Annotated in this window: 21 protein-coding genes; 15 read left to right on the forward strand and 6 right to left on the reverse strand. The window is 71.4% G+C overall.

Annotated elements, in window-relative coordinates:
- The 4 genes from AVS7_RS14760 to AVS7_RS14775 form a co-directional block, all read left to right on the forward strand.
- Positions 1-356, forward strand: a 356-nt coding sequence (locus tag AVS7_RS14760; RefSeq protein ID WP_020229152.1) for an IS5 family transposase, incomplete at its 5' end; no start/stop codon positions are given.
- 140 nt (positions 357-496) lie between these two features.
- A complete protein-coding gene (locus AVS7_RS14765; protein ID WP_020229153.1) occupies positions 497-895 on the forward strand; it encodes a VOC family protein in 399 nt (132 codons plus the stop codon).
- A gap of 123 nt (positions 896-1,018) precedes the next feature.
- The gene (locus AVS7_RS14770) at positions 1,019-1,780 is read left to right on the forward strand and encodes a 3-oxoacyl-ACP reductase (protein ID WP_020229154.1); all 762 of its coding nucleotides are present in this window, start codon (positions 1,019-1,021) and stop codon (positions 1,778-1,780) included.
- Between the two features lie 2 nt (positions 1,781-1,782).
- Positions 1,783-2,481, forward strand: coding sequence for a glutathione binding-like protein (locus AVS7_RS14775; protein ID WP_020229155.1), 699 nt, complete (start codon positions 1,783-1,785; stop codon positions 2,479-2,481).
- Between the two features lie 50 nt (positions 2,482-2,531).
- On the opposite strand, the gene AVS7_RS14780 is transcribed toward AVS7_RS14775, so the two are convergent.
- The 5 genes from AVS7_RS14780 to AVS7_RS14800 all read right to left on the reverse strand — a co-directional run bounded on the left by AVS7_RS14780 (position 2,532) and on the right by AVS7_RS14800 (position 8,126).
- Positions 2,532-4,619 carry an acetate--CoA ligase family protein gene (locus tag AVS7_RS14780; protein WP_020229156.1) on the reverse strand — a complete coding sequence of 696 codons (2,088 nt, stop codon included), beginning with the start codon at positions 4,617-4,619 and terminating at the stop codon, positions 2,532-2,534.
- A gap of 149 nt (positions 4,620-4,768) precedes the next feature.
- Positions 4,769-5,746 carry a tripartite tricarboxylate transporter substrate binding protein gene (locus tag AVS7_RS14785; RefSeq protein WP_020229157.1) on the reverse strand — a complete coding sequence of 326 codons (978 nt, stop codon included), beginning with the start codon at positions 5,744-5,746 and terminating at the stop codon, positions 4,769-4,771.
- 24 nt (positions 5,747-5,770) lie between these two features.
- Entirely contained in the window at positions 5,771-6,130 is a 360-nt protein-coding gene (locus AVS7_RS14790) for a Zn-ribbon domain-containing OB-fold protein (protein ID WP_020229158.1), read from the reverse strand.
- 2 nt (positions 6,131-6,132) lie between these two features.
- A complete protein-coding gene (locus tag AVS7_RS14795) occupies positions 6,133-7,287 on the reverse strand; it encodes a thiolase family protein (protein ID WP_020229159.1) in 1,155 nt (384 codons plus the stop codon).
- Positions 7,284-8,126 (reverse strand): IclR family transcriptional regulator, encoded by an 843-nt coding sequence (locus tag AVS7_RS14800; protein ID WP_024001627.1) that lies wholly within the window; start codon positions 8,124-8,126, stop codon positions 7,284-7,286. The genes AVS7_RS14795 and AVS7_RS14800 overlap by 4 nt, the downstream gene beginning before the upstream one ends.
- 174 nt (positions 8,127-8,300) lie before the next feature.
- Here AVS7_RS14800 and AVS7_RS14805 point away from each other — a divergent pair, with 174 nt between their 5' ends.
- The 6 genes from AVS7_RS14805 (at position 8,301) to AVS7_RS14830 (ending at position 13,001) form a co-directional block, all read left to right on the forward strand.
- Complete coding sequence (locus tag AVS7_RS14805) at positions 8,301-9,023, forward strand: tRNA-uridine aminocarboxypropyltransferase (protein ID WP_020229161.1); 723 nt, start codon at positions 8,301-8,303, stop codon at positions 9,021-9,023.
- A 16-nt stretch (positions 9,024-9,039) separates the two neighbouring features.
- Positions 9,040-9,594, forward strand: a complete 555-nt coding sequence (locus AVS7_RS14810; protein ID WP_020229162.1) for a hypothetical protein — start codon at positions 9,040-9,042, stop codon at positions 9,592-9,594.
- A 156-nt stretch (positions 9,595-9,750) separates the two neighbouring features.
- Complete coding sequence (locus tag AVS7_RS14815) at positions 9,751-10,743, forward strand: SDR family oxidoreductase (RefSeq protein WP_020229163.1); 993 nt, start codon at positions 9,751-9,753, stop codon at positions 10,741-10,743.
- Positions 10,744-10,895: 152 nt separating this feature from the next.
- A complete protein-coding gene (locus AVS7_RS14820; RefSeq protein ID WP_020229164.1) occupies positions 10,896-11,315 on the forward strand; it encodes a VOC family protein in 420 nt (139 codons plus the stop codon).
- Between the two features lie 2 nt (positions 11,316-11,317).
- Complete coding sequence (locus tag AVS7_RS14825; RefSeq protein ID WP_020229165.1) at positions 11,318-11,788, forward strand: GyrI-like domain-containing protein; 471 nt, start codon at positions 11,318-11,320, stop codon at positions 11,786-11,788.
- 190 nt (positions 11,789-11,978) lie between these two features.
- Positions 11,979-13,001 carry a pirin family protein gene (locus tag AVS7_RS14830; protein WP_020229166.1) on the forward strand — a complete coding sequence of 341 codons (1,023 nt, stop codon included), beginning with the start codon at positions 11,979-11,981 and terminating at the stop codon, positions 12,999-13,001.
- A gap of 3 nt (positions 13,002-13,004) precedes the next feature.
- On the opposite strand, the gene AVS7_RS14835 is transcribed toward AVS7_RS14830, so the two are convergent.
- Positions 13,005-13,895 carry a LysR family transcriptional regulator gene (locus AVS7_RS14835; RefSeq protein WP_020229167.1) on the reverse strand — a complete coding sequence of 297 codons (891 nt, stop codon included), beginning with the start codon at positions 13,893-13,895 and terminating at the stop codon, positions 13,005-13,007.
- A 106-nt stretch (positions 13,896-14,001) separates the two neighbouring features.
- Between AVS7_RS14835 and AVS7_RS14840 the strand changes: the two genes are divergently transcribed.
- From AVS7_RS14840 to AVS7_RS14860, 5 genes are all read left to right on the forward strand, one after another.
- Positions 14,002-15,363, forward strand: a complete 1,362-nt coding sequence (locus AVS7_RS14840) for an acyclic terpene utilization AtuA family protein (protein ID WP_020229168.1) — start codon at positions 14,002-14,004, stop codon at positions 15,361-15,363.
- Between the two features lie 12 nt (positions 15,364-15,375).
- The gene (locus AVS7_RS14845) at positions 15,376-15,729 is read left to right on the forward strand and encodes a hypothetical protein (protein ID WP_024001629.1); all 354 of its coding nucleotides are present in this window, start codon (positions 15,376-15,378) and stop codon (positions 15,727-15,729) included.
- Positions 15,730-15,762: 33 nt separating this feature from the next.
- Positions 15,763-16,734: a tripartite tricarboxylate transporter substrate binding protein gene (locus AVS7_RS14850; RefSeq protein ID WP_020229170.1), complete on the forward strand. Its 972-nt coding sequence runs from the start codon at positions 15,763-15,765 to the stop codon at positions 16,732-16,734.
- A gap of 51 nt (positions 16,735-16,785) precedes the next feature.
- The gene (locus AVS7_RS14855; protein ID WP_020229171.1) at positions 16,786-17,259 is read left to right on the forward strand and encodes a peptidylprolyl isomerase; all 474 of its coding nucleotides are present in this window, start codon (positions 16,786-16,788) and stop codon (positions 17,257-17,259) included.
- A gap of 140 nt (positions 17,260-17,399) precedes the next feature.
- Positions 17,400-19,607, forward strand: coding sequence for a TonB-dependent siderophore receptor (locus tag AVS7_RS14860; protein WP_020229172.1), 2,208 nt, complete (start codon positions 17,400-17,402; stop codon positions 19,605-19,607).
- Positions 19,608-19,827: the final 220 nt, after the last annotated feature.

Here is a 19,827-nt window from a genome sequence, read left to right on the forward strand (position 1 = left end):
TGTGCTTACGGACAGGCCGGCTCGCGCCGGCGGTGGATTGTCCGTTTACACAAAATTCTGCACACCCTCTGGCCTGGGCCGATCAGGGCTACACGGGTGAGGAGCCAAACCAGCAGGCCAGTGAGCACGGCATTGACCTGCAAATCGTCAAGCTGCCCGAGGCCAAGAAAGGCTTTGTGTTGTTGCCCAGGCGCTGGGTGGTCGAGCGCAGCTTTGGCTGGCTGGCGCGCTTCAGAAGGCTCAGCCGCGACTACGAGAGACTGCCCCAGGTGCTCGCTGGGCTGCACTTCCTGATCTTCGTGATCCTCATGTTGCCCAAGGCTGCGCCTGTCCTGGGCTCCGGAATAAGTTCATAACACGCTCTAGCTTTGCCCGCCTCTTGTAGCTCTCCTGCAATCAAGCGCTTAGCCCGCTACGATCGTTGCTAGCGGCGAATGCCGCCTGCACCTGCCCTTTAGGGCTCACCGATACGCTTCACCAAGGAGACCCACCCCCCATGTTCAGCCACGTCATGCTGGGAGCCAGCAACCCCGACCAATCCAAGCAGTTCTACGACGCCTTCCTCGGCGCCCTGGGCTGCAAGCCTGGCTTCACCGACCCCAAGGGCCGCACCTTCTGGCGGCACGCGGGCAACACTTTCGCGATCTCCGCGCCCATCGACGGCGCGCCGGCCTGCCACGGCAACGGCGCCACGACGGGCTTCGCGGCCGAGTCGCCCGCGCAGGTGGATGCGGCGCATGCGGCGGGCGTGGCTGCCGGCGGCGTGACCTGCGAAGACCCGCCGGGCTGGCGCGAGAACGCTCCGGGCGGGCGGCTGTACCTGGCCTATCTGCGCGATCCGGCGGGCAACAAGCTGTGCGTGCTGCACCGCCCGCCTAAGCCAGCGGCCGCCTGAAGGCGCACGGCCTCTGGTAGTTTTCCCGGCCACGCACAATGGCCGGCGGCGGCGCCCTCGGGCGCCGTCGTGTTTTGGGGCCCGGGGCCCTATTTGCGAGAGACACCAAAGGAGTGCGATTCCATGCTTTTGTCCGATCAATGGGTGCTGGTCACGGGCGGCGCCCGGGGGCTGGGCCAGGCCATCACGCGTGCGCTGGCGCGCGAGGGCGCCGGGGTGGTCATCAACTACCACCGCAGCGATGCCGCCGCGCAGGCGCTGGCCGAGGAACTGGGGCCGCGCGCCATTGCGCTGCAGGCCGATGTGACCGATGCCGCCGCGGTGCAACGCCTCTTCGCCGCCGCGCGCGAGCGCACGGGCTCCGGTATCAACGCGGTGGTGAACAATGCGCTGGCGCAGTTCTCGTTCGACGGCGACGCGCGCCCCAAGCTGGGCGACATTGCCTGGGAGCGCTTCAGCCAGCAGATCGAGGGCGCGGTGAAGGGCGCGCTCAACACCATGCAGGCCGCGCTGCCCGCCATGCGCGCGCAGGGCTTCGGGCGCATCGTGAACGTGGGCACCAACCTGTTCCAGAACCCGGTGGTGCCCTACCACGACTACACGGCCGCCAAGGCGGCGCTGCTCTCGCTCACGCGCACGGCGGCGAACGATCTGGGGCCTCATGGGATCACGGTGAACATGGTCTCGGGCGGGCTGCTGCGCACCACCGATGCGAGCAGCGCCACGCCCGAGGCGGTGTTCGACCTGATCGCCAGCCTCACCCCGCTGCGCCGCGTGACCACGCCGGCCGAGTTCGCCGACGCGGTGCTCTTTTTCCTCTCGCCTTGGGCGCGCGCGGTGACGGGGCAGAACCTCGTGGTCGACAGCGGCCTCGTGAAGGATTGACCATGGCTCTCACCCACCCCATCACGGCCAAGTGGCCCGCCCAGCACCCCGACCGCCTGCAGCTCTACTCGCTGCCCACGCCCAACGGCGTGAAGGTGTCGATCGCGCTGGAGGAGATGGCGCTGCCTTACGAGGCGCACCTGGTCAGCTTCGAGAAGAACGACCAGTTCTCGCCCGAGTTCCTCTCGCTCAACCCGAACAACAAGATCCCCGCCATCCTCGACCCCCATGGTCCGGGCGGCCAGCCGCTGGCGCTGTTCGAGACTGGCGCCATCCTGTGGTACCTGGCCGAGAAGACCGGGCGCTTCCTGCCCGCAGACGCGGCCGCGCGCTACGAGACGCTGCAGTGGCTCATGTGGCAGATGGGCGGGCTGGGGCCGATGTTCGGCCAGCTCGGGTTCTTCCACAAGTTCGCGGGCAAGGACTACGAGGACAAGCGCCCGCGCGACCGCTACGTGGCCGAGTCCAAGCGCCTGCTGGGCGTGCTGGAGCAGCGCCTGGCGGGCCGCGACTGGATCATGGGTGGCGAATACACCATCGCCGACATGGCCGTGTTCCCCTGGGTGCGCAACCTCGTGGGCTTCTACGGCGCGGGCGAGCTGGTGGGCTTCGATGCCTTCCCCAACGTGCAGCGCGTGCTGGCCGCGTTCGTGGCACGGCCTGCCGTGCAGCGTGGTCTTGAGGTGCCGCCGCGCGGCTGAGGAATAGCAGCCAAAACCGGCTGCAGCGCTTGTCCATCAAGCGCGAGCAGCTATGGTTTTGATACTTCTACCAGCGCATCCACCACCACGGCGCCTTCGCCCGCGGCACCCACCATCACCGGGTTGAGGTCCAGCGACGCGATGGTGCCGCGCGCGCCCGCGATCACCTGGCCCACGGCCACGGCGATGCGCGAGAGGGCGGCCACGTCCAGCGGCGGCTCGCCGCGCACGCCATCGAGCAGCGGCGCGATGCGCAGCGTGCGCAGCGCCGCCTGCACCTGCTCCTCGGAGAACGGCGGCAGCAGCACGGCGCAGTCCTTGAGCGCCTCGACGTACTTGCCGCCGTCGCCCACCACGACCACGGGGCCGAACACCGGGTCGATGCGCGCACCCACCATGAACTCGCGCCGGGCCTTGCGCGTGGCGGCCACGATCACGCCGTCGCGCTGCACGCCCATCGCATCCATCCTGGCCCAGAAGCGCTCGAACAGCTCGGCGGCCTGCTCGCGCGTCTGCACGCCCAGGGCCACCAGGCCATGCTCGGACTTGTGCGGCACCTCGGCCGAGCAGGCCTTGACGACCGCGGGCGCGCCGATGGCGTCGAACGCGGCGCGCGCTTCGTCGGCCGTGCGGCACAGGTGCATGGGCACGGTGGGCACGCCGTGGCGCGCCAGCAGGCCCAGGCTGTCCACCTCGTTGAGAAAGCCCTGGGCGCCGGCGGGCACCTGCACGTCGGGCAGCGTCGGCCAGGCGGCGCGCGGCGCGCGCATCAGCGCCGTGTGGCCCGCCACCTGGGCCAGCACGGCGATGGCCTCGCCCTCGTTGGGGAAGGTGGCGATGCCGTGGGCGCGGAAGGGCGCGGCCACGCTCTCCTGCCACGCGGCCACGGCCACGGGTTTGCCGGCGGCGGCCTCGAACGCGGCGGCGTCGCGCGCGAACCGATCCACGTCGTAGCCCGCGCCGGCCACGGGGATGTTCAGGAAGAACAGGTCGGCCGCCGGGTCTTGCGCCACGGCGGGCAGCACGTCGCCGAACAGGCCGCTGTTGGACAGCAGCGCGGCGGTCACGTCGATGGGGTTGCTCGCGGTGGCGAAGCCCGGCAGCTTGGAGGCCACGGCGGCCTGCGTGGCGTCGCTCAGCGGCGCCAGCGCCAGGCCCGCGTCGTCGGCTGCGTCGGCACCCATCACGCAGCTCGCGCCGGAGTTGCTGATGACCACCAGGCGCCGCCCCTCGGGCCGCCAGCCCTTCAGGTAGGCGTGCGCGGCGCGCGCCTGCTCGTGCGGGTCGCGCACGCGCCAGATGCCGTGGTGCTGGAAGAAGGCGTCCACCGTGCGGTCTTCGTTGGCCAGCGCGCCGGTGTGCGACGACGCGGCCTTCTGCCCGCCCGCCGTGCGCCCGGCCTTCACGGCGACGATGGGCAGGTCGCGCTCGCGAGCATAGGCGGCGGTGGCGGCCAGCATCTCGGGCTGGGCGATGTTCTCCAGGTACAGCAGCAGCAGCTTCACGTCGGGGTCGTGGGCCACGGCCCAGGCCATCTCGGCGACGGTCACGTCGGCCTCGTTGCCCGTGGCGTGCACGTGGCGCACGCCCAGGCCGCGCCCGCGCAGCAGGCCGTAGGCCATGGCGCTCATGCCGCCGCTCTGGCTCACGATGCCCACGGGGCCGTCCATGGGCGGCACCTCGATGAACATGGTGGAAAAGCCCGCGATGGCGCCGGTGCCGAAGTTGGCCAGGCCCTGCGTGTTGGGGCCATACAGGCGCATGCCCGCGGCGCGGGCCTTGGCCACCATGTGGTCTTGCAGCTCGCGCCCGGCGGGGCCCGTCTCGCCGAAGCCCGAGGCGATGACCACGGCGCCCTTCACGCCGCGCGCGGCGCATTCCTCCACGGCGGCCACGGTCTTGTCGCCGCCCAGGGCGATCACGGCGAGGTCGGGCACCTCGGGCAGCGCGGCCAGCGACGCGTAGCTCCTGTGGCCCTGGATTTCCTCGCGCGCCGGGTTGATGGGATAGACGGCGCCCCGGTAGCCGTGGCGCTGCATGTAGTGGATGGGGCGCCCGCCGATCTTGTGGATGTTCTCGGACGCGCCAATGATGGCGACCGAGCGCGGGTCGAGGGCGGAGACGAGCAGGTCTTGCATTGCAGTTACGTGTATCTCAGTTGTCGAAGAGCCATGACGCGCAACCCGTGAAACCGGCGCAACCCGGGCGAGGGCCGCCGTGCAAGGGCCGCCCCGCCGCACTGGCGGCGTCCCCCTTCCAGGGGGAAGGCGCGAAGCGACTGAGGGGGTTAGTCAATTTTTGCGCCGGAGGTCTTGACCACCTTGCCCCACTTGTCCACCTCGGCCTGCAGGAATTTGCCGTAGGCGGCGGGGGTGTCCCACGCGGCGGAGAAGCCCTGGGCCTCGAAGCGCTGCTTCACTTCGGGGTTCTCCAGCACCTTCTTCAGCTCCGCGTTCAGGCGGTTCACCACCTCGGGCGGCGTGCCGGCCGGGGCCAGCAGGCCGTTCCAGGCGATGGCCTCGTAGCCGGGCAGGCCCGATTCGGCCACGGTGGGAATGTCGGGCGCGCTGGGCGAGCGCTGGCTGCTGGTGACGGCCAGGGCCTTGAGCTTGCCGGCCTTCACGTGCGGCATGGACGAGAGCATGGTGTCGAACATCAGGTCGGCCTGGCCGCCCATCACGTCGGTGAGCGCGGGCGCGCTGCCCTTGTAGGGCACGTGGGCCATCTTCACGCCGGCCATGGCGCTGAACAGCTCGGCCGACAGGTGCGTGGACTGGCCGTTGCCCGACGAGGCGTAGTTGAGGCCGCCCTGCCTGGACTTGGCCAGCGCGATCAGCTCCTTCACGTTGTTCGCGGGCGTGGCGGGGCTGGTCACGATGACCAGCGGGCCGCTGGTGAGCTGCGAGATGGGCGCGAAGTCCTTGGTGATGGAGTAGTTGAGCTTGGCGAACAGCGAGGGGTTGATGGCGTGCGCCGTGGTGGCCACGACCAGCGTGTAGCCGTCGGGCGCGCTGCGGGCCACGGCCTCGGCGCCGATGTTGGCGCCCGCGCCGGGGCGGTTGTCCACCACGAAGGGCTGGCCCATCTGCTCCTGGAGCTTCTGCGCCACCACGCGCGCCACGATGTCGGTGGGGCCGCCCGGCGGGTAGGGCACGACGAGCTTCACGGGCTTGTCGGGGTAGCCGCTAGCCCAGGCGAGCGGGGCGGCGCACAGGGCGGCGCAGGCGATGCCGATCCAGCGGCGGCGGGAGGGAATGGGATGCATGGCGTGTCTCCTTGGGTTGTGGTGTCAGTCGATGGGGGAAAAGCGCAGCAGCGGGCGGCCCTGGTGCTCGAAGAATCCGGCGCGCACGCGCTGGCCGATCTGCGTGCCAGGCAGCGCATGGCCCATGAGGCGCGGGCCTTCGTCCAGCGCCACGATCACCAGCGTGTAGGGCGCGAGCGGGCGGAAGTCGTCGGACGGCGCGCGCGCCACCACCGTGGCGGCGCGCACAGTGGCGGTGCCCGCGGCGTCATGCCAGCGCAGGTCTTCGTGGCCGCAGCGCTGGCAGGCGTGGCGCGCCAGGGTCTGGGCGTGGCCGCAGGCGGCGCAGCGTTGCAAGCGGACCACGCCCGCGCGCAGGCCGTCGTTGAAGGGGGCGGCAAGCATGGTCAGTTCTCCCGCGAAAGGATGAGGCTCACGTGCGAGGACATCACGCCCCCGTCGGCATGCACGAAGGCGCGGCGCGGCGCGCGGATCTGGCGCTCGCCTGCCTGGCCCGTCATCTGGCGCCAGGCTTCTACCGCGTGCCCCATGCCGCCGGCCACGCCGCAGTGGCCGAACGACAGCAGTCCGCCGTGCGTGTTGAGCGGCAGCGCGCCCGTGGGCGCGAAGTCGCCCGCGCGGGCCCGCGCGGCGGCGCCGCCGCGCGGGGCGAAGCCGATCTCTTCGAGCAGCATCACCAGCGTGATCGTGAACGAGTCGTAGATGCCCAGGTAGTCGATATCGGCCTGGGCCAGTCCCGCCTCGGTGAACGCCTGCGCGGCGGCCTCGCCCGCGCCGCACTGCATCACGTCGGCCATCGCCGTGAGGTGCTGGTGGCGGTGCGCCTGGCCCGCGCCCGCCATGCGGATGGGTGCGTGCGGGCCGGGCTCGGCGGAGACGACGAGCGCCATGGCGCCGTCCGAGATCGGGCAGCAGTCCAGCAGCGACAGCGGCGCGGCGATGGGCTTGGAGGCCAGCACCTCGGCCTGCGTGATGGGCGTGCGCAGGTGGGCTTCGGGGTGGCGCGCGGCGTTGGCGCGCATGAGCACGGCGAACTCCGCCAGGTCGGCGCGGGTGACGCCCGTGCGCTGCATGTATTCCGAGGCCATGAGCGCGTAGTAGGCGGGCACGCTGGCGCCATTGGGCACCTCGTAGTCCGCGTCGCCCACCTGGGCCAGGGTCTGGATGGCGCTGTCGCGCGACTGGCCCGTGAGGCGGTTCTCGCCCGCCACCACCAGCACGTTGCGGCAGCGGCCCGCGCGTACCAGCTCGCGCGCGGCCATGAGCATGGCCGCGCCCGTGGCGCCGCCCAGCTGCATGCCGTGCGCGTAGCGCGGCGCCAGGCCCAGGCGCTCGCACAGCAGCGTGGACAGCATCAGGTGCGGCAGCGTGGTGGCGTAGCCGCAGAGCACGCCGTCGATGTCGCCGCGCGCAAGCCCGCTGCTCTCCAGCGCCTGCCGCGTGGCGGCAGCCATCAGGTCGATCGGGCCCTGGCCCTCGTGGCGGCCGAAGGGGATGCTGCCCGCGCCGCGCAGCCACGCGGTGGGGGTGGGGGGTGTCATCGTGCGGTCTCCTTGGTGTGGCGGGTGGCCGCCATGCTGGTGCGCATGGCCTCGGCCCAGCGCACCTGGCAGACGGTGGACTCGTGCAGCAGCGCCTGGGCCAGCGCCGCTTCGCGCGAGAGGATGCGATCGTTCAGCGCGGCGATGCTCAGCGCCGCCACGGGGCGGCCCTCGGGGTCGAGGATGGGCACGGCGATGCCGCCCATGCGCTCGATCACCACGTCCAGCAGCACGACGTGGCCGCGCTCGCGCGCGTCGGCGATGCGCTCGCGCAGCAGCGCGGGCGTGATGCGCGGGTAGCGGCCCATCTGGCCGGCCAGGATGTCCAGCGCCGCCTCGCGCTCGGCCTCGGGCATCCAGGCCAGCAGCGCCAGGCTGCCCGCGCCCGCGCCCAGCGGCCGGCGGCTACCCACGCGCAGGTAGTTGGCGCGGATAGGGTAGGTGCCTTCCTCCACGTCGATGCACAGCGACTCCACGCCGCTGGGGATGGAGAGCACCACGCTGTCCTCGAACCGCCCCACCAGCCGCAGCAGGCTGGGGCGCGCGAGCGAACGCGGGTCGAACCGCCGCAGCGCCGCGGCGCCCAGCACCATCAGCTCGGGCCCGAGCGAGAACTGCTTGCTCTGCGCGTCGCGCATCACGAAGCCGCCCTGCACCATCACCTCCAGCAGGCGCAGCGCGGTGGCCTTGTCCAGGTCGGCCGCGGCGGCGATGTCGGTCAGGCGGGCGTTGCCGCCCTCGGACATCACCCGCAGCACGCGCATGGCGCGCTCCACGGTGGACGTGCTGCCGCCGGGCGGGGGGATCACCACGGCTTTGGGACGGGTTGAAGGGGGCATGGGCGTGTTTCTTTGGTTGAAACGTCGTTCGGCGTGCAATTTAGGTGCACGGGCGGCAGAGGGTCAAAAGACGGCATGGAAGTTTCAATGGATAAAACGATTGGCGCGCCGGGTCAGGGCTAACCCGGGGGCGCCGCGTGCGCGACAATGCTCGGCTTTGCGTCCGCCCCATCCATGCTCCCAGCCCCAGCCCATGCGGTATCCCTGCTGCGCGACGCGCGCCTGGCCCGCAGCACGCGGCCCTTCCTGGCGCGCGGCGGCTCGCGCCGCGTGCATTGCCCGGGCTGCCGGCTGGTGACCAGCCACTGCATGTGCCTGCTGCGCCCGCAGGTCGCCACGCGTGCGGGCGTGTGCCTGCTGATGCACGACGCCGAGCCGCTCAAGCCCAGCAACACCGGCTGGCTGGTGGCCGACGTGGTGGCCGATACGCACGCCTTCGGCTGGGCGCGCACCGAGGCCGATCCGGCGCTGCTGGCCCTGCTGTCCGATCCGCAGCGGCAGCCCTATGTGGTGTTCCCCGGCGAGTTCGCCGACCCGGCGCGCGTGGTGCATGCGGTCGAACCCGGCGCGCGGCCCTTGTTCGTGCTGCTCGACGCGACGTGGTCCGAGGCGCGCAAGATGTTCCGCAAGAGCCCGTACCTCGACCGCTTCCCCGTGCTCAGCCTCGAAGGCGGCGAGGCCTCGCGCTACCGGCTGCGGCGGTCGCGGCGCGGCGGCCATTTCTGCACCGCCGACGTGGCGGCGCAGTGCCTCGATCTCGCGGGCGAGGGCGTGGCGGCCGATGCGCTGCAGGACTGGCTGGACGTGTACAGCGAACGCTATCTGCTCGCCATGCACCAGCGGCCCGTGGACGAGGCCAGCGCCGCTCACGTCCGGTTGCAGACGTTGATGGAGTGACGGCCACAATCGGGCGATGCGCCGCAGACACCTTCTCTCCCTCGCCGCCAGCCCGCTCACGCTGCTCTGCGCCTGCGCGGCCGCCCAGCCCAGCTACACCGTCAGCCTGCGCCAGATGCAGCAGGCGCTCGACGGGCGCTTTCCGCGCAGCTACCCCGTGGCCGGCCTGCTCGACCTGCAGCTGCAGACGCCGCGCCCCGCGCTGCTGCCCGAGCGCAACCAGATCAACGCCGTGGCCGACGTGCAGGCCAGCGGCCCGCTGCTGCGGCGCAGCCACGGCGGCACGTTCGACGTGGACTTCGCGCTGCGCTACGAGCCTTCGGATCGCACCCTGCGCGCGCACGACCTGTGCGTGAATGCGCTGCGCCTGGACGGCCTCAGGCCCCAGGCCGCGCAGGCGCTGGCGCTCTACGGCCAGCAGCTGGCCGACCAGTCGCTGCGCGAGGTGGTGCTGCACCAGCTGCAGCCCAAGGACCTCGCCCTGGCCGACGGCCTGGGCGTGCAGCCCGAGAGCATCACCGTCACGCCCCAGGGCCTGGTCGTGCGTTTCGGCAACAAGCCACGTCCCTGAGAAATCCTGATTTGATAGCTGCCAGCGCTTGATGGACGGGCGCTGGAGGCCGATTCGGCTTGAAACCGCTGGTGCGGCGATCGCCCCCGTCCTACGCGGCAGGGGCGGGAGGTGCGGTTACAAATACGCCATTCCGCCCGCTTCCCCTGCCGCGCCATGCACCGCAACCCGCCCGCTTCGCCCGTTCCCGCCCAGCCCGTCGTCGTCGTCACCGGGGCCTCCAGCGGCATCGGCCATGCCACCGCGCTGGCCTTTGCGCGGCGCGGCGCGCGCCTGGTGCTGGCGGCGCGCAACCCCGAGACGCTGGCGCCCGTGGCCCTGGCCTGCAACGCCGCGGGCGGGCAGGCGCTGGGCATTCCCACCGACGTGACCGACGCCGACGCCGTGCTGGCCCTGGCCGACAAAACCGTGCGCCACTTCGGGCGCATCGACGTCTGGGTCAACGCCGTGGGCGTGGGCGCGGTGGGCCGCTTCGACGGCGTGCCGCTGGCAGCCCATCGGCGCGTGATCGAGGCCAACCTGCTGGGCCACCTGCACGGCGCGCACGCGGCGCTCACGCGCTTTCGCGCCCAGGGCCACGGGCTACTGGTCAACATGATCTCGCTCGGCGGCTGGGTGCCCACGCCCTATGCGGCGGCCTACGCGGCCAGCAAGTTCGGCCTGCGCGGCCTGTCGGAAAGCCTGCGCGCCGAGGTGGCCGGCCTGCCGCACGTGCACGTGTGCGACGTGGCGCCCACCTTCGTCGATTCGCCGGGCCTGTCGCACGGCGCCAACTACACCGGCCGGCGCATCCGCCCACCGCTGCCCATGGTGGACCCGCGCGCCGTGGCCCAGGCCATCGTGGACCTGGCGGACGCGCCCCGGCCCCGCGCCGTTACCTGGCTGGGCGCGGGCGCGCTGCCGGGCCGCGTGGCGCATGCGATCGCCCCCGGAGGCACGGCGCGCGCCATGCGCTGGCTGAGCGACCTGGGCCTGCGCCACGCCACGCCCGTGCCGCCGAGCGAGGGCAACCTGTTCCGCCCTTCGCTGCAGACCTCCATCGACGGCGGCAACCGCCAGCGCCGCGCCGGCACCGCCGCGCTGGTGGCCGCGCTGGGCGCCGTTGGCCTGGCGGCGGGCTGGTGGCTGGGGCGGCAACGCGGCCGCTGAGGCGGCGGTGCTATTCATCGCATAGCTGCTTGCGCTGGATGGTCGGGCGCTGCAGGCCGATTTGGCTGTTTTTGCAGGCCCGGCGTCGGCCTACACCCACGCGGCGCGCGCGTGCCTACGATGGGCTGTTCCACCGCCGAAAGGAGCGATGCATGCAAGTCCAGCCCTACCTGATGTTCGACGGCCGCTGCGAGGAGGCGCTGGATTTCTACGCGCAGGCGCTGGGCGCGCAGACCATGGTGCTGATGCGCTTGCGCGACAGCCCGGAGCCGCCGTCCGGCGAATGCGCCAGCGCCGCGCCGCCGGGCGACAAGGTCATGCACGCCGAGTTCCACATCGGCGAGACGGCGCTCATGGCCTCGGACGGCGACGCGGGCGGCAGGCCGGTGTTCCAGGGCATCTCGCTGGCACTGTCCTCGCCCAGCGAGGCCGAGGCGCGCGCCCGCTTCGATGCGCTGGCCGACGGCGGCGCGGGTGTCATGCCGCTGGCCAAGACCTTTTTCTCGCCCGCGTTCGGCATGGTCAACGACCGCTTCGGCGTGTCATGGATGGTGGTCACGGACGCGGGCTGACCATGATCGAGCCGCCCCGCATCGTCGAGATCGCCGCCGCGCGCGAAACCGCCGTGTTCCACGTGCGCTGCACGCGCGAGGACATCCGCAACACCATGGACCGCGGCGTGGCAGAGCTGCTGGAGGGCGTGCGCGCCCAGGGCGCCAGGCCCGCAGGCCCGCTGTTCACCCACCACCTGCGCCGCCCCACCGACAGCTTCGATTTCGAGATCGGCGTGCCCGTGGACAAGCCCGTCGGCCCGGCCGGCCGCATGCGCCCCAGCCAGTGGCCCGCGATGCGCGTGGCCCGCACCGAGCACCGCGGCCGCTACGAGGACCTGCCGCAGGCCTGGCGCGCCTTCATGGACTGGGCCGCGCAGCAGCAGCTCGACGTGACCGGCGACCTGTGGGAGTGCTACCTCACCGGCCCCGAGACCGGCTCCGACGCCAGCGCGTGGCGCACCGAGCTCAACCAGCCTCTGCGCAGCGTGTAGTGTTGCTCCCAAAAGAATAGCTGGTTGCGCTTGATGGATAAGCGCTGGAGGCCGATTTTTCTGCAGGCGCTGCCATTGTCCCATCCGCGCACCACAGCGTTGCACGCGCGCCGCTGGTTTCCGCGCCGGGCGCCCGCATATGCTGGAAACGGCGCATTGCCGCATTCCCACGCCCTGGAGCACCTTGTCCATGACTTCCTCTCCCATCCTGCGCAGCCAGCCCCTCGGCCCGCTGTGGCCCACGCTGGACCCGTTCCTCTTCTGCGCCCACCACGACGATGCCTACCCCGCCGGCAACGGCGCCATGGGCGTGCAGGCGGTGGCACTGGAGGAGCGCCAGATCGGCAGCGACTTTAGCCGCAAGGACGGCTTTTCCATGTACCACGGCGACAGCGTGCCGGGCTTCCCCGGCCACCCGCACCGCGGTTTCGAAACCGTGACGCTGGTGCGCAAGGGCCTGATCGACCACGCCGACTCGCTGGGCGCGGCCGCGCGCTTCGGCGGGGGCGACGTGCAGTGGCTCACCGCTGGGCGCGGCATCCAGCACTCCGAGATGTTCCCGCTGCTGCGCACCGACCAGCCCAACCCGCTGGAGCTGTTCCAGATCTGGCTGAACCTGCCCGCCCGCCGCAAGATGGCCGCGCCGCACTTCACCATGTTCTGGAACGAGCGCATCCCGCGCGTGGAGCAGGACGGTGCCACCGTCACCGTGGTTGCCGGCGCACTGCCGGGGGCCACGCCGCTGCCGCCCCCGCCCGAGTCCTGGGCCGCTGATGCCGAGGGCGACGTGGCCATCTGGACGCTGCGCCTGGAACCCGGCGCGCGCTGGACGCTGCCTGCCGCCCGGGGCGAAGGCACGCGGCGCATGCTCTACTGGTTCGCGGGCCAGGGCCTGGCGCTCGCCGGCGGCCGCGTGCCCGGCCATGCGGCGCTGGAGATCGTGGCGGACCAGGCGCTGGAGCTGCACAACACTGGCAGCGACGCTGTGGAATGCCTGCTGCTGCAGGGCCGCCCCATCGGCGAGCCGGTGGCGCAGTACGGCCCGTTCGTCATGAACACGCAGCAGGAAATCATGCAGGCCATGCAGGACTACCGCCGCACCCAGTTCGGCGGCTGGCCGTGGGACAGCCACGACCCGGTGCACGGCCCCGAGGCCCGGCGCTTCGCGCGGCACCCCGGCGCGCAGGCCGACGAGGTGCCGCGGGGCGCCTGAGCGTCAGCCGCTGAATTCCTGCGCCAGGAAGTCCACCACCGCCCGCACGCGCGGCGCGAGCGAGCGCCCGCGTGGGTAGAGCAGGTAGAAGCGGTCGTCCTCGGTGCGCTCCTGGTACTGCGTGAGCAGCGGCACCAGCGCGCCCGTCGCCAGGTCGCCCGCGATGTGGAAACGCGCGAGCCGCACCACGCCCAGCCCGAGCAGCGCGAAGGTGCGCAGCAGTTCGCCCTGGTCCGCGCCGATGTAGTTCGGGATGTCGATGGTCTTGAGCCCGCCCTCGTCGTGGAACGTCCAGCGGTTCCACTGGGTGCGGATGGTGAAGTTCAGGCACCGGTGGCGCAGCAGGTCCTCGGGCTGCGCGGGCGTGCCGAAGCGCTGCAGGTAGCCGGGCGCGGCGGCGATCACCCAGGGGCGCAGCATCAGCGGGCGGCCGATCAGCGTCTGCTCCGTGGGCCGGCCGCTGTGGATGGCCACGTCCAGCCCCTGGCGGATGAAGTCGCCGCGCTGCGTGCCCAGCACGAAGTCCAGGTGCAGGCGCGGGTGCTTGTCCAGCAGCCTGGGCAGCCGGGGCGCGACGAGGTACTTGGCCGTGGTCAGCGCGGTGTGGATGCGCACGGTGCCCGAGACCTCGGCATCGGCCACGCGCACGCCGGCCTCGGCCTCCTCCATCGCCTGCACCACCTGCTCGCCCGCCGCGCGGAAGCGCTCGCCCTCCTGCGTGAGGCGGATGGCACCCGCCACGCGCTCGAACAGCCGCACGCCCAGGCGCGCTTCCATGCGCGCGATGAGCTTGCTGATCGTCGAGGGCGACTGGTGCAGCCTGCGGCCCGCGCCGGAAAAGCTGCCTTCCTCCACCACGCGCAGGAACACCTGCAGTTCGCCGAACTTGTCCATGAGATTCCTGTGAAATCCGTTCACATGCGCTTTGCCCGTGCATGCGTTGTCTGCCTGGCCGCCACTCTACAGAATGCCCCGCAGACCCAGAACGGAGACAACGCGAATGAGTGAGAACAAGCTGCTGCGCATCGGCTCGGGCGCGGCCTGGTGGGGCGACCGCGTGGAGCCCGCGCAGCTCAACGCCGAGCGTGGCGACCTCGACTACCTGTGCTTCGAGACCATGGCCGAGGCGACGGTCTCTGCCGCGCAGGTGCGTGCGCGGCGCGACCCGTCCTTCCCCGGCTACGACACCTACCTGGACGACCGCATGCGCGCCGTGCTGCCCGCCTGCATGCGCCGCGGCACGCGCATCGTCTCCAACCAGGGCTGGATCAACCCGCAGGGCGCGGCCCGGCGCATCGTGGAGCTGCTGCGCGAGCTGGGCATCGCGGGCGTGAAGGTGGCGGCCGTGGGCGGCAGCCTCATCACCGACCGCGTGCTGGAGCTGGCGCCCACCATCCTCGAAAACGGCCAGCCCACGGCCACGCTCAAGGACACGCTGATCTCCGCCGAGGCCTACATGGGCGCCGAGCCCATCGTGCAGGCGCTGCGCGAGGGCGCGCAGATCGTGGTGACGGGCCGCGTGGCCGACCCGTCGCTGTTCCTCGCGCCCATGATGTACGAGTTCGGCTGGGACCCGCTCGACCACGAAAGGATCGGCGCGGGCAGCGGCATCGGCCACCTGATGGAGTGCGGCGCGCAGGTCACGGGCGGCTACTTCGCCGACCCGGGCCTCAAGGACGTGCCCGATCCGTGGAACTTCGCCTTCCCCATCGCCGAGGTGGATGCGCAGGGCGGCGTCACGCTCTCCAAGGTGGCGGGCACGGGCGGTGCCATCACCGCGCAGACCGTCAAGGAGCAGATGCTCTACGAGGTGCACGACCCCGCCAACTACATCACGCCCGACGTGGTGGTGGACTTCACCCGCGCGCGTATCGAGCCCCTGGGCCTCGACCGCGTGCGCGTCACCGGCCTCACCGGCAAGCCGCGCACGCCCACGCTCAAGGTCTCGATGGGCTGCACCGAGGGCTTCATCGGCGAGGACATGTTCTTCTACGCCGGCCCCGGCGCGCTGCGCCGCGCGCAGCTCGCCAAGAAGATTCTGGAAGAGCGCTTCAAGATCGTGAAGCTCGACGCCGAGGAAGTGCGCATCGACTTCCTGGGCCTGAACGCCATCCACGGCGCGGCCACGCCGCCCGACGCGCCCGAGCCCTACGAGGTGGCCGTGCGCGTGGCCGCGCGCACCCGCACGCGCGAGGAGGCCGTCAAGGTCGGCCGCGAGGTGGACGGCATGGCCGTCTCCGGCGTGGGCCACACCGGCAAGCGCGTGCCGCACCAGGACCGCACCCGCGAGGTGATCGGCGTGTGGTCATCGCTCGTGCCGCGCGGGCAGGTAGCTGCGCACATCGACTATTTCACGAGCTGAGGAGCGACCGACATGAAGGCACGACTGGAACAAGTGGCCCACACGCGCTCGGGCGACAAGGGCAACACCTCCAACATCGCCGTGTTCGCCTACGAACCCGCGCTGTATCCGCTGCTCAAGGAGCAGCTCACCGCCGAGCGCTTCAAGGCTTTCCACCGCGCGGCCATCACCGGCGAGGTGCTGCGCTACGAGGCGGAGAACCTGCACGCGCTCAACTTCGTCGCGCACGGCGCCCTGGGCGGCGGCGTCTCGCGCAGCCTGTCGCTGGACAACTACGGCAAGGCGCTGTCGGCGGCCATCCTGGGCTTCGAGCTCGACGTGCCCGACGAGATGGCGCCGCTGCTGCGCGCGCGCGCGCCCGCCTGACACCCTCTACACCACAAGCAAGGAGACACCACCATGAACTTCAGGATGCTTCGCACCCTCGCGGCTGTGGCCCTTTCGGCCTGCGCCGCGCTGGCCCATGCCCAGAACTACCCCGCCAAGCCGGTGCGCATCGTCGTGCCCTATCCGGCAGGCGGCACCACGGACATCATCGCGCGCCTCGCCGCTGCGCAGCTCGCCGAGCGGCTCAAGCAGCCCTTCGTGGTGGAGAACCGCGCGGGCGCGAGCGGCGCCATCGGGTCCGTGGCCGTGGCCCAGTCCGCGCCTGACGGCTACACGCTGGTCATGGGCACGGCCAGCTCGCACGGCATCAACTCCGCGCTGCAGAAGAACCTGCCCTACGACGCGGTGAAGGACTTCGCGCCCGTCACCGTGGTCGCCAGCACGCCTAACATCGTGGTGGTGCACCCGAGCGTGCCCGCCAAGACATTGGGCGAGCTGCTGGCGCTGGCCAAGGCGCAGCCGGGCAAGATCAACTTCGGCTCCACCAGCCCCGGCGGCTCGCCGCACATGAGCGCCGAGCTGCTCAAGATGATGGCGGGCGTGGACATGACGCACGTGCCCTACAAGGGCGCCGCGCCCATGCTCACCGACCTGATCGGCGGGCAGATCCAGGTGGGCTTCGACAACCTGCCGTCCACCATCGGCTTCGTGCGCAGCGGCAAGGTGCGCGCGCTGGCCGTGACCACGCCGCAGCGCTGGCCCGGCGCACCCGACATTCCCACGGTGGCCGAGAGCGGCGTGCCGGGCTACGAGGTCTCCGGATGGTTCGGCCTGCTGGCGCCCGCGGGCACGCCCAAGGCGGTGCTCGACACGCTGCAATCGGCCGTGGCACAGGCCGTGCAGCAGCCCGAGGTGGCCAAGCAGCTGCGCGACCTGGGCGCCGAGCCTGTGGCCAACAAGCCCGAGGCGTTCGCGCGCGACATCGCGGCCGACGTGGAGAAATGGCGCAAGGTGGTCCAGGCCACGGGCGTGAAGCTCGACTGAGCGCGGGGCGCGTGCGGGACAATGGCGCCTTCGTTTCGTGAACCCATTGCCATGCACATCGCCAAAGACACCGCCGTCACCCTGACCTACAAGATCACCGACCCCGCCACGGGCAAGCTGCTCGACTCCGGCCACGTGGCCTACCTGCACGGCGGCTACGAGAACCTCTTCGCCAAGGTGGAGGCCGCGCTGGAAGGCCAGGCCGCGGGCCATGCCGCCACGGTCGACCTGGCCGTGGAGGACGCCTTCGGCCCGCGCGACGAGGGCCTGGTGCGCACTATCCCCAAGAGCGAATTCCCGCCCGGCGTGAAGGTGGGCGGCCAGCTCCAGGGGCCGGGTGCGGACGGGCAGCCGCAGGTGTTCCACGTGGTCAAGATCAAGGGCCCCGAGGTGCACCTGGACGGCAACCACCCGCTGGCCGGCAAGGCGCTGCGCTTCGCCTGCAAGGTGACCGAGGTGCGCGCCGCCACGGCCGAGGAAATCGCCCACCGCCACGTGCACGGCGGCCACGGCCACCACCATTGACGTGGCGGCGCAGCAGCTCGCTATGTAAAAGTGAGCTGCTTGCGCTTGTCCTGATTGGTCTGGGGCGCTATTTGTCTCATAAATGCCTAAAGGCGGTTGTTGAAAGATAATTGCGAATCTTTCTCAATATCCTTTTCATCATGCATCCGAACACCATTCGCTTCCCGCTGCTGCCCGTCGCGGCGGCCGTGGGCCTGGCGCTCGCGGCGGGCGCCGCCGGCGCGCAGGCACAGGCCTCTGACAGCGCACCCTCCCTGGCCACCGTGACCGTGGAGGCCAGCGCCGACGCATCGGCCCAGGGCCTGGCCAAGCCCTACGCGGGCGGGCAGGTGGCGCGCGGCGCGCGCGCGGGCGTGCTGGGCACGCAGGACATGATGGACACGCCGTTCTCCGCCACCAGCTACACCAGCGAGCTGATCCAGGACCAGCAGGCCAAGAGCGTGGGCGACGTGCTGCTCAACGACGCCGGCGTGCGCCAGGCACGGGGCTTCGGCAACTTCCAGCAGACGTACTTCGTGCGCGGCTTCACGCTGTATTCGGACGACGTGGCCTACAACGGCCTGTACGGCCTGGTGCCGCGCCAGTACATGGCCACCGAGTTCGTCGAGCGCGTGGAGGTGTTCCGCGGCGCGAACGCGTTCCTGAGCGGATCGGGCGCGGGCAGCGTGAGCGGCGGCGGCCTGGGCGGCCTCATCAACGTGGTGCCCAAGCGCGCCAGCAACGAGCCCCTCAGCCGCGTGGCCGTGGGCGTGGCCAGCGGCGGGCAGCTCTACGCGGCCACCGATCTCTCCCGCCGCTTCGGCCCCGACAACGCCACGGGCGTGCGCCTGAACCTGGCGCGGCGCAGCGGCGACACGGGCGTGGACAACGAGGACACGCGCACCACCGTGGGCTCGCTGGGCTTGGACTGGCGCAGCAGCCGCACGCGCCTGTCGGCCGACCTGGGCTGGCAGGAGCACAAGCTGAGCGCGCCCCGGCCCGCCGTCACGCCCACGGCCAGCCTGCCGATGCCGGCCGTGCCCGATGCCAAGGCCAACTACGCCCAGCCCTGGACGTACTCCGACAGCCGCGACCTGTTCGGCACCGTGCGCGGCGAGTTCGACTTCAGCGACCAGTGGACGGGCTGGGCAGCCCTGGGCATGCGCCGCGGCAAGGAAGACAATTCCCTGTCGGGCCTGACGCTCTCGAGCGCCACGGGCAATGCCACGCTCAACCGCTTCGACAACACGCGCGAGAACCACATCAAGACCGGCGAGCTGGGCGTGCGCGGCAAGTTCGAGACCGGCGCGGTCAAGCACACGGCCGTGGCGTCGCTCTCGGCCTTCGACTCCAGCGAGCGCAACGCCTGGGGCTACAACTACGCGACTGGCCAGACCAACAACATCTACAACCCCGTGGCGCTGACCCCGCCGGCCCTGACCGGCTTTGGCGGCACGCTGGGCAGCCCGCGCGAGACCGAGCGCATCAAGACCAGCAGCCTGGCGCTGGCCGACACCATGGCCTTCCTGGACGAGCGCCTGCTGGTCACGCTGGGCCTGCGCCACCAGACCATCAAGGTCGACGGCTTCGATGCCACGACCGGCGCCAGCGCCGGCAGCTACGACAAGAGCCGCGTGACCCCGGTGGGCGGCATCGTGTTCAAGCTGCGCCCCGACGTGTCGGTCTACGCCAACTACATCGAAGGGCTGGCCAAGGGCGGCTCCGCCCCGGCGACCAGCGGCGGGCAGCCCGTCGCCAATGCCGGCGAGGTGTTCGCGCCCTACGTCACGCGCCAGAAGGAAGTGGGCCTCAAGTACGACGGCGGCAGCATCGGCGCCAGCGTCGCCTTCTTCACTACCGACATGCCCAGCGCCTACGTGGTCAACAACGTCTACGGCGTGTTCGGCAAGCAGCGCAACCGGGGGCTGGAGTTCAACGTGTTCGGCGAACCCGCCAAGGGCCTGCGCGTGCTCGGCGGCCTGACGCTGCTGGACGCCAAGTACCTGACCACGGCGGGCGGCGCCTTCGACGGCAACCGCGTGGTGGGCGTGCCGCGCACCCAGGCCAACCTGGGTGCCGAGTGGGACGTGCCGGGCGTCAGCGGCCTCGCGCTCAACGCGCGCGTGCTCTACACCGGCGCCCAGTACGCCAACGCGGCCAGCACCCTGCGCGCGCCGGGCTGGACCCGGCTGGACCTGGGCGCGCGCTACCTGCTGGACGTGGGCGGCCGGCTCGTCACGCTCAACGCGCGCGTGGACAACGTGGCCAACCGCGGCTACTGGGCCTCGGTGGGCGGCTACACCACCTACGGCTACCTGGTGCAGGGCGCGCCGCGCACGTTCTCGCTCACGGCCAGCGTCGACTTTTGAGCCTGGAAACAGCAGTTGACCGCTTGCCAACTTCACGAGGAACGCATGGACATTGACTTTTGCCGCTTCGTGGGTGCTCACTCGTGGGGCCAGCGGCGCTACGCACTCGCCAGCACCGCGCTCGCCGCGCCATGCGGCGTTGCTCCTCCTTGCGCACAGGAGTGCGCTGCGTCGTCACGCCTTGCCTGGCACGCCGATCACGGCACTGGCGAGCGCGTTC

The sequence above is a fragment of the Acidovorax sp. MR-S7 genome (assembly GCF_000400995.2).
In the GTDB taxonomy this organism is placed as follows: Bacteria; Pseudomonadota; Gammaproteobacteria; order Burkholderiales; family Burkholderiaceae_C; genus MR-S7.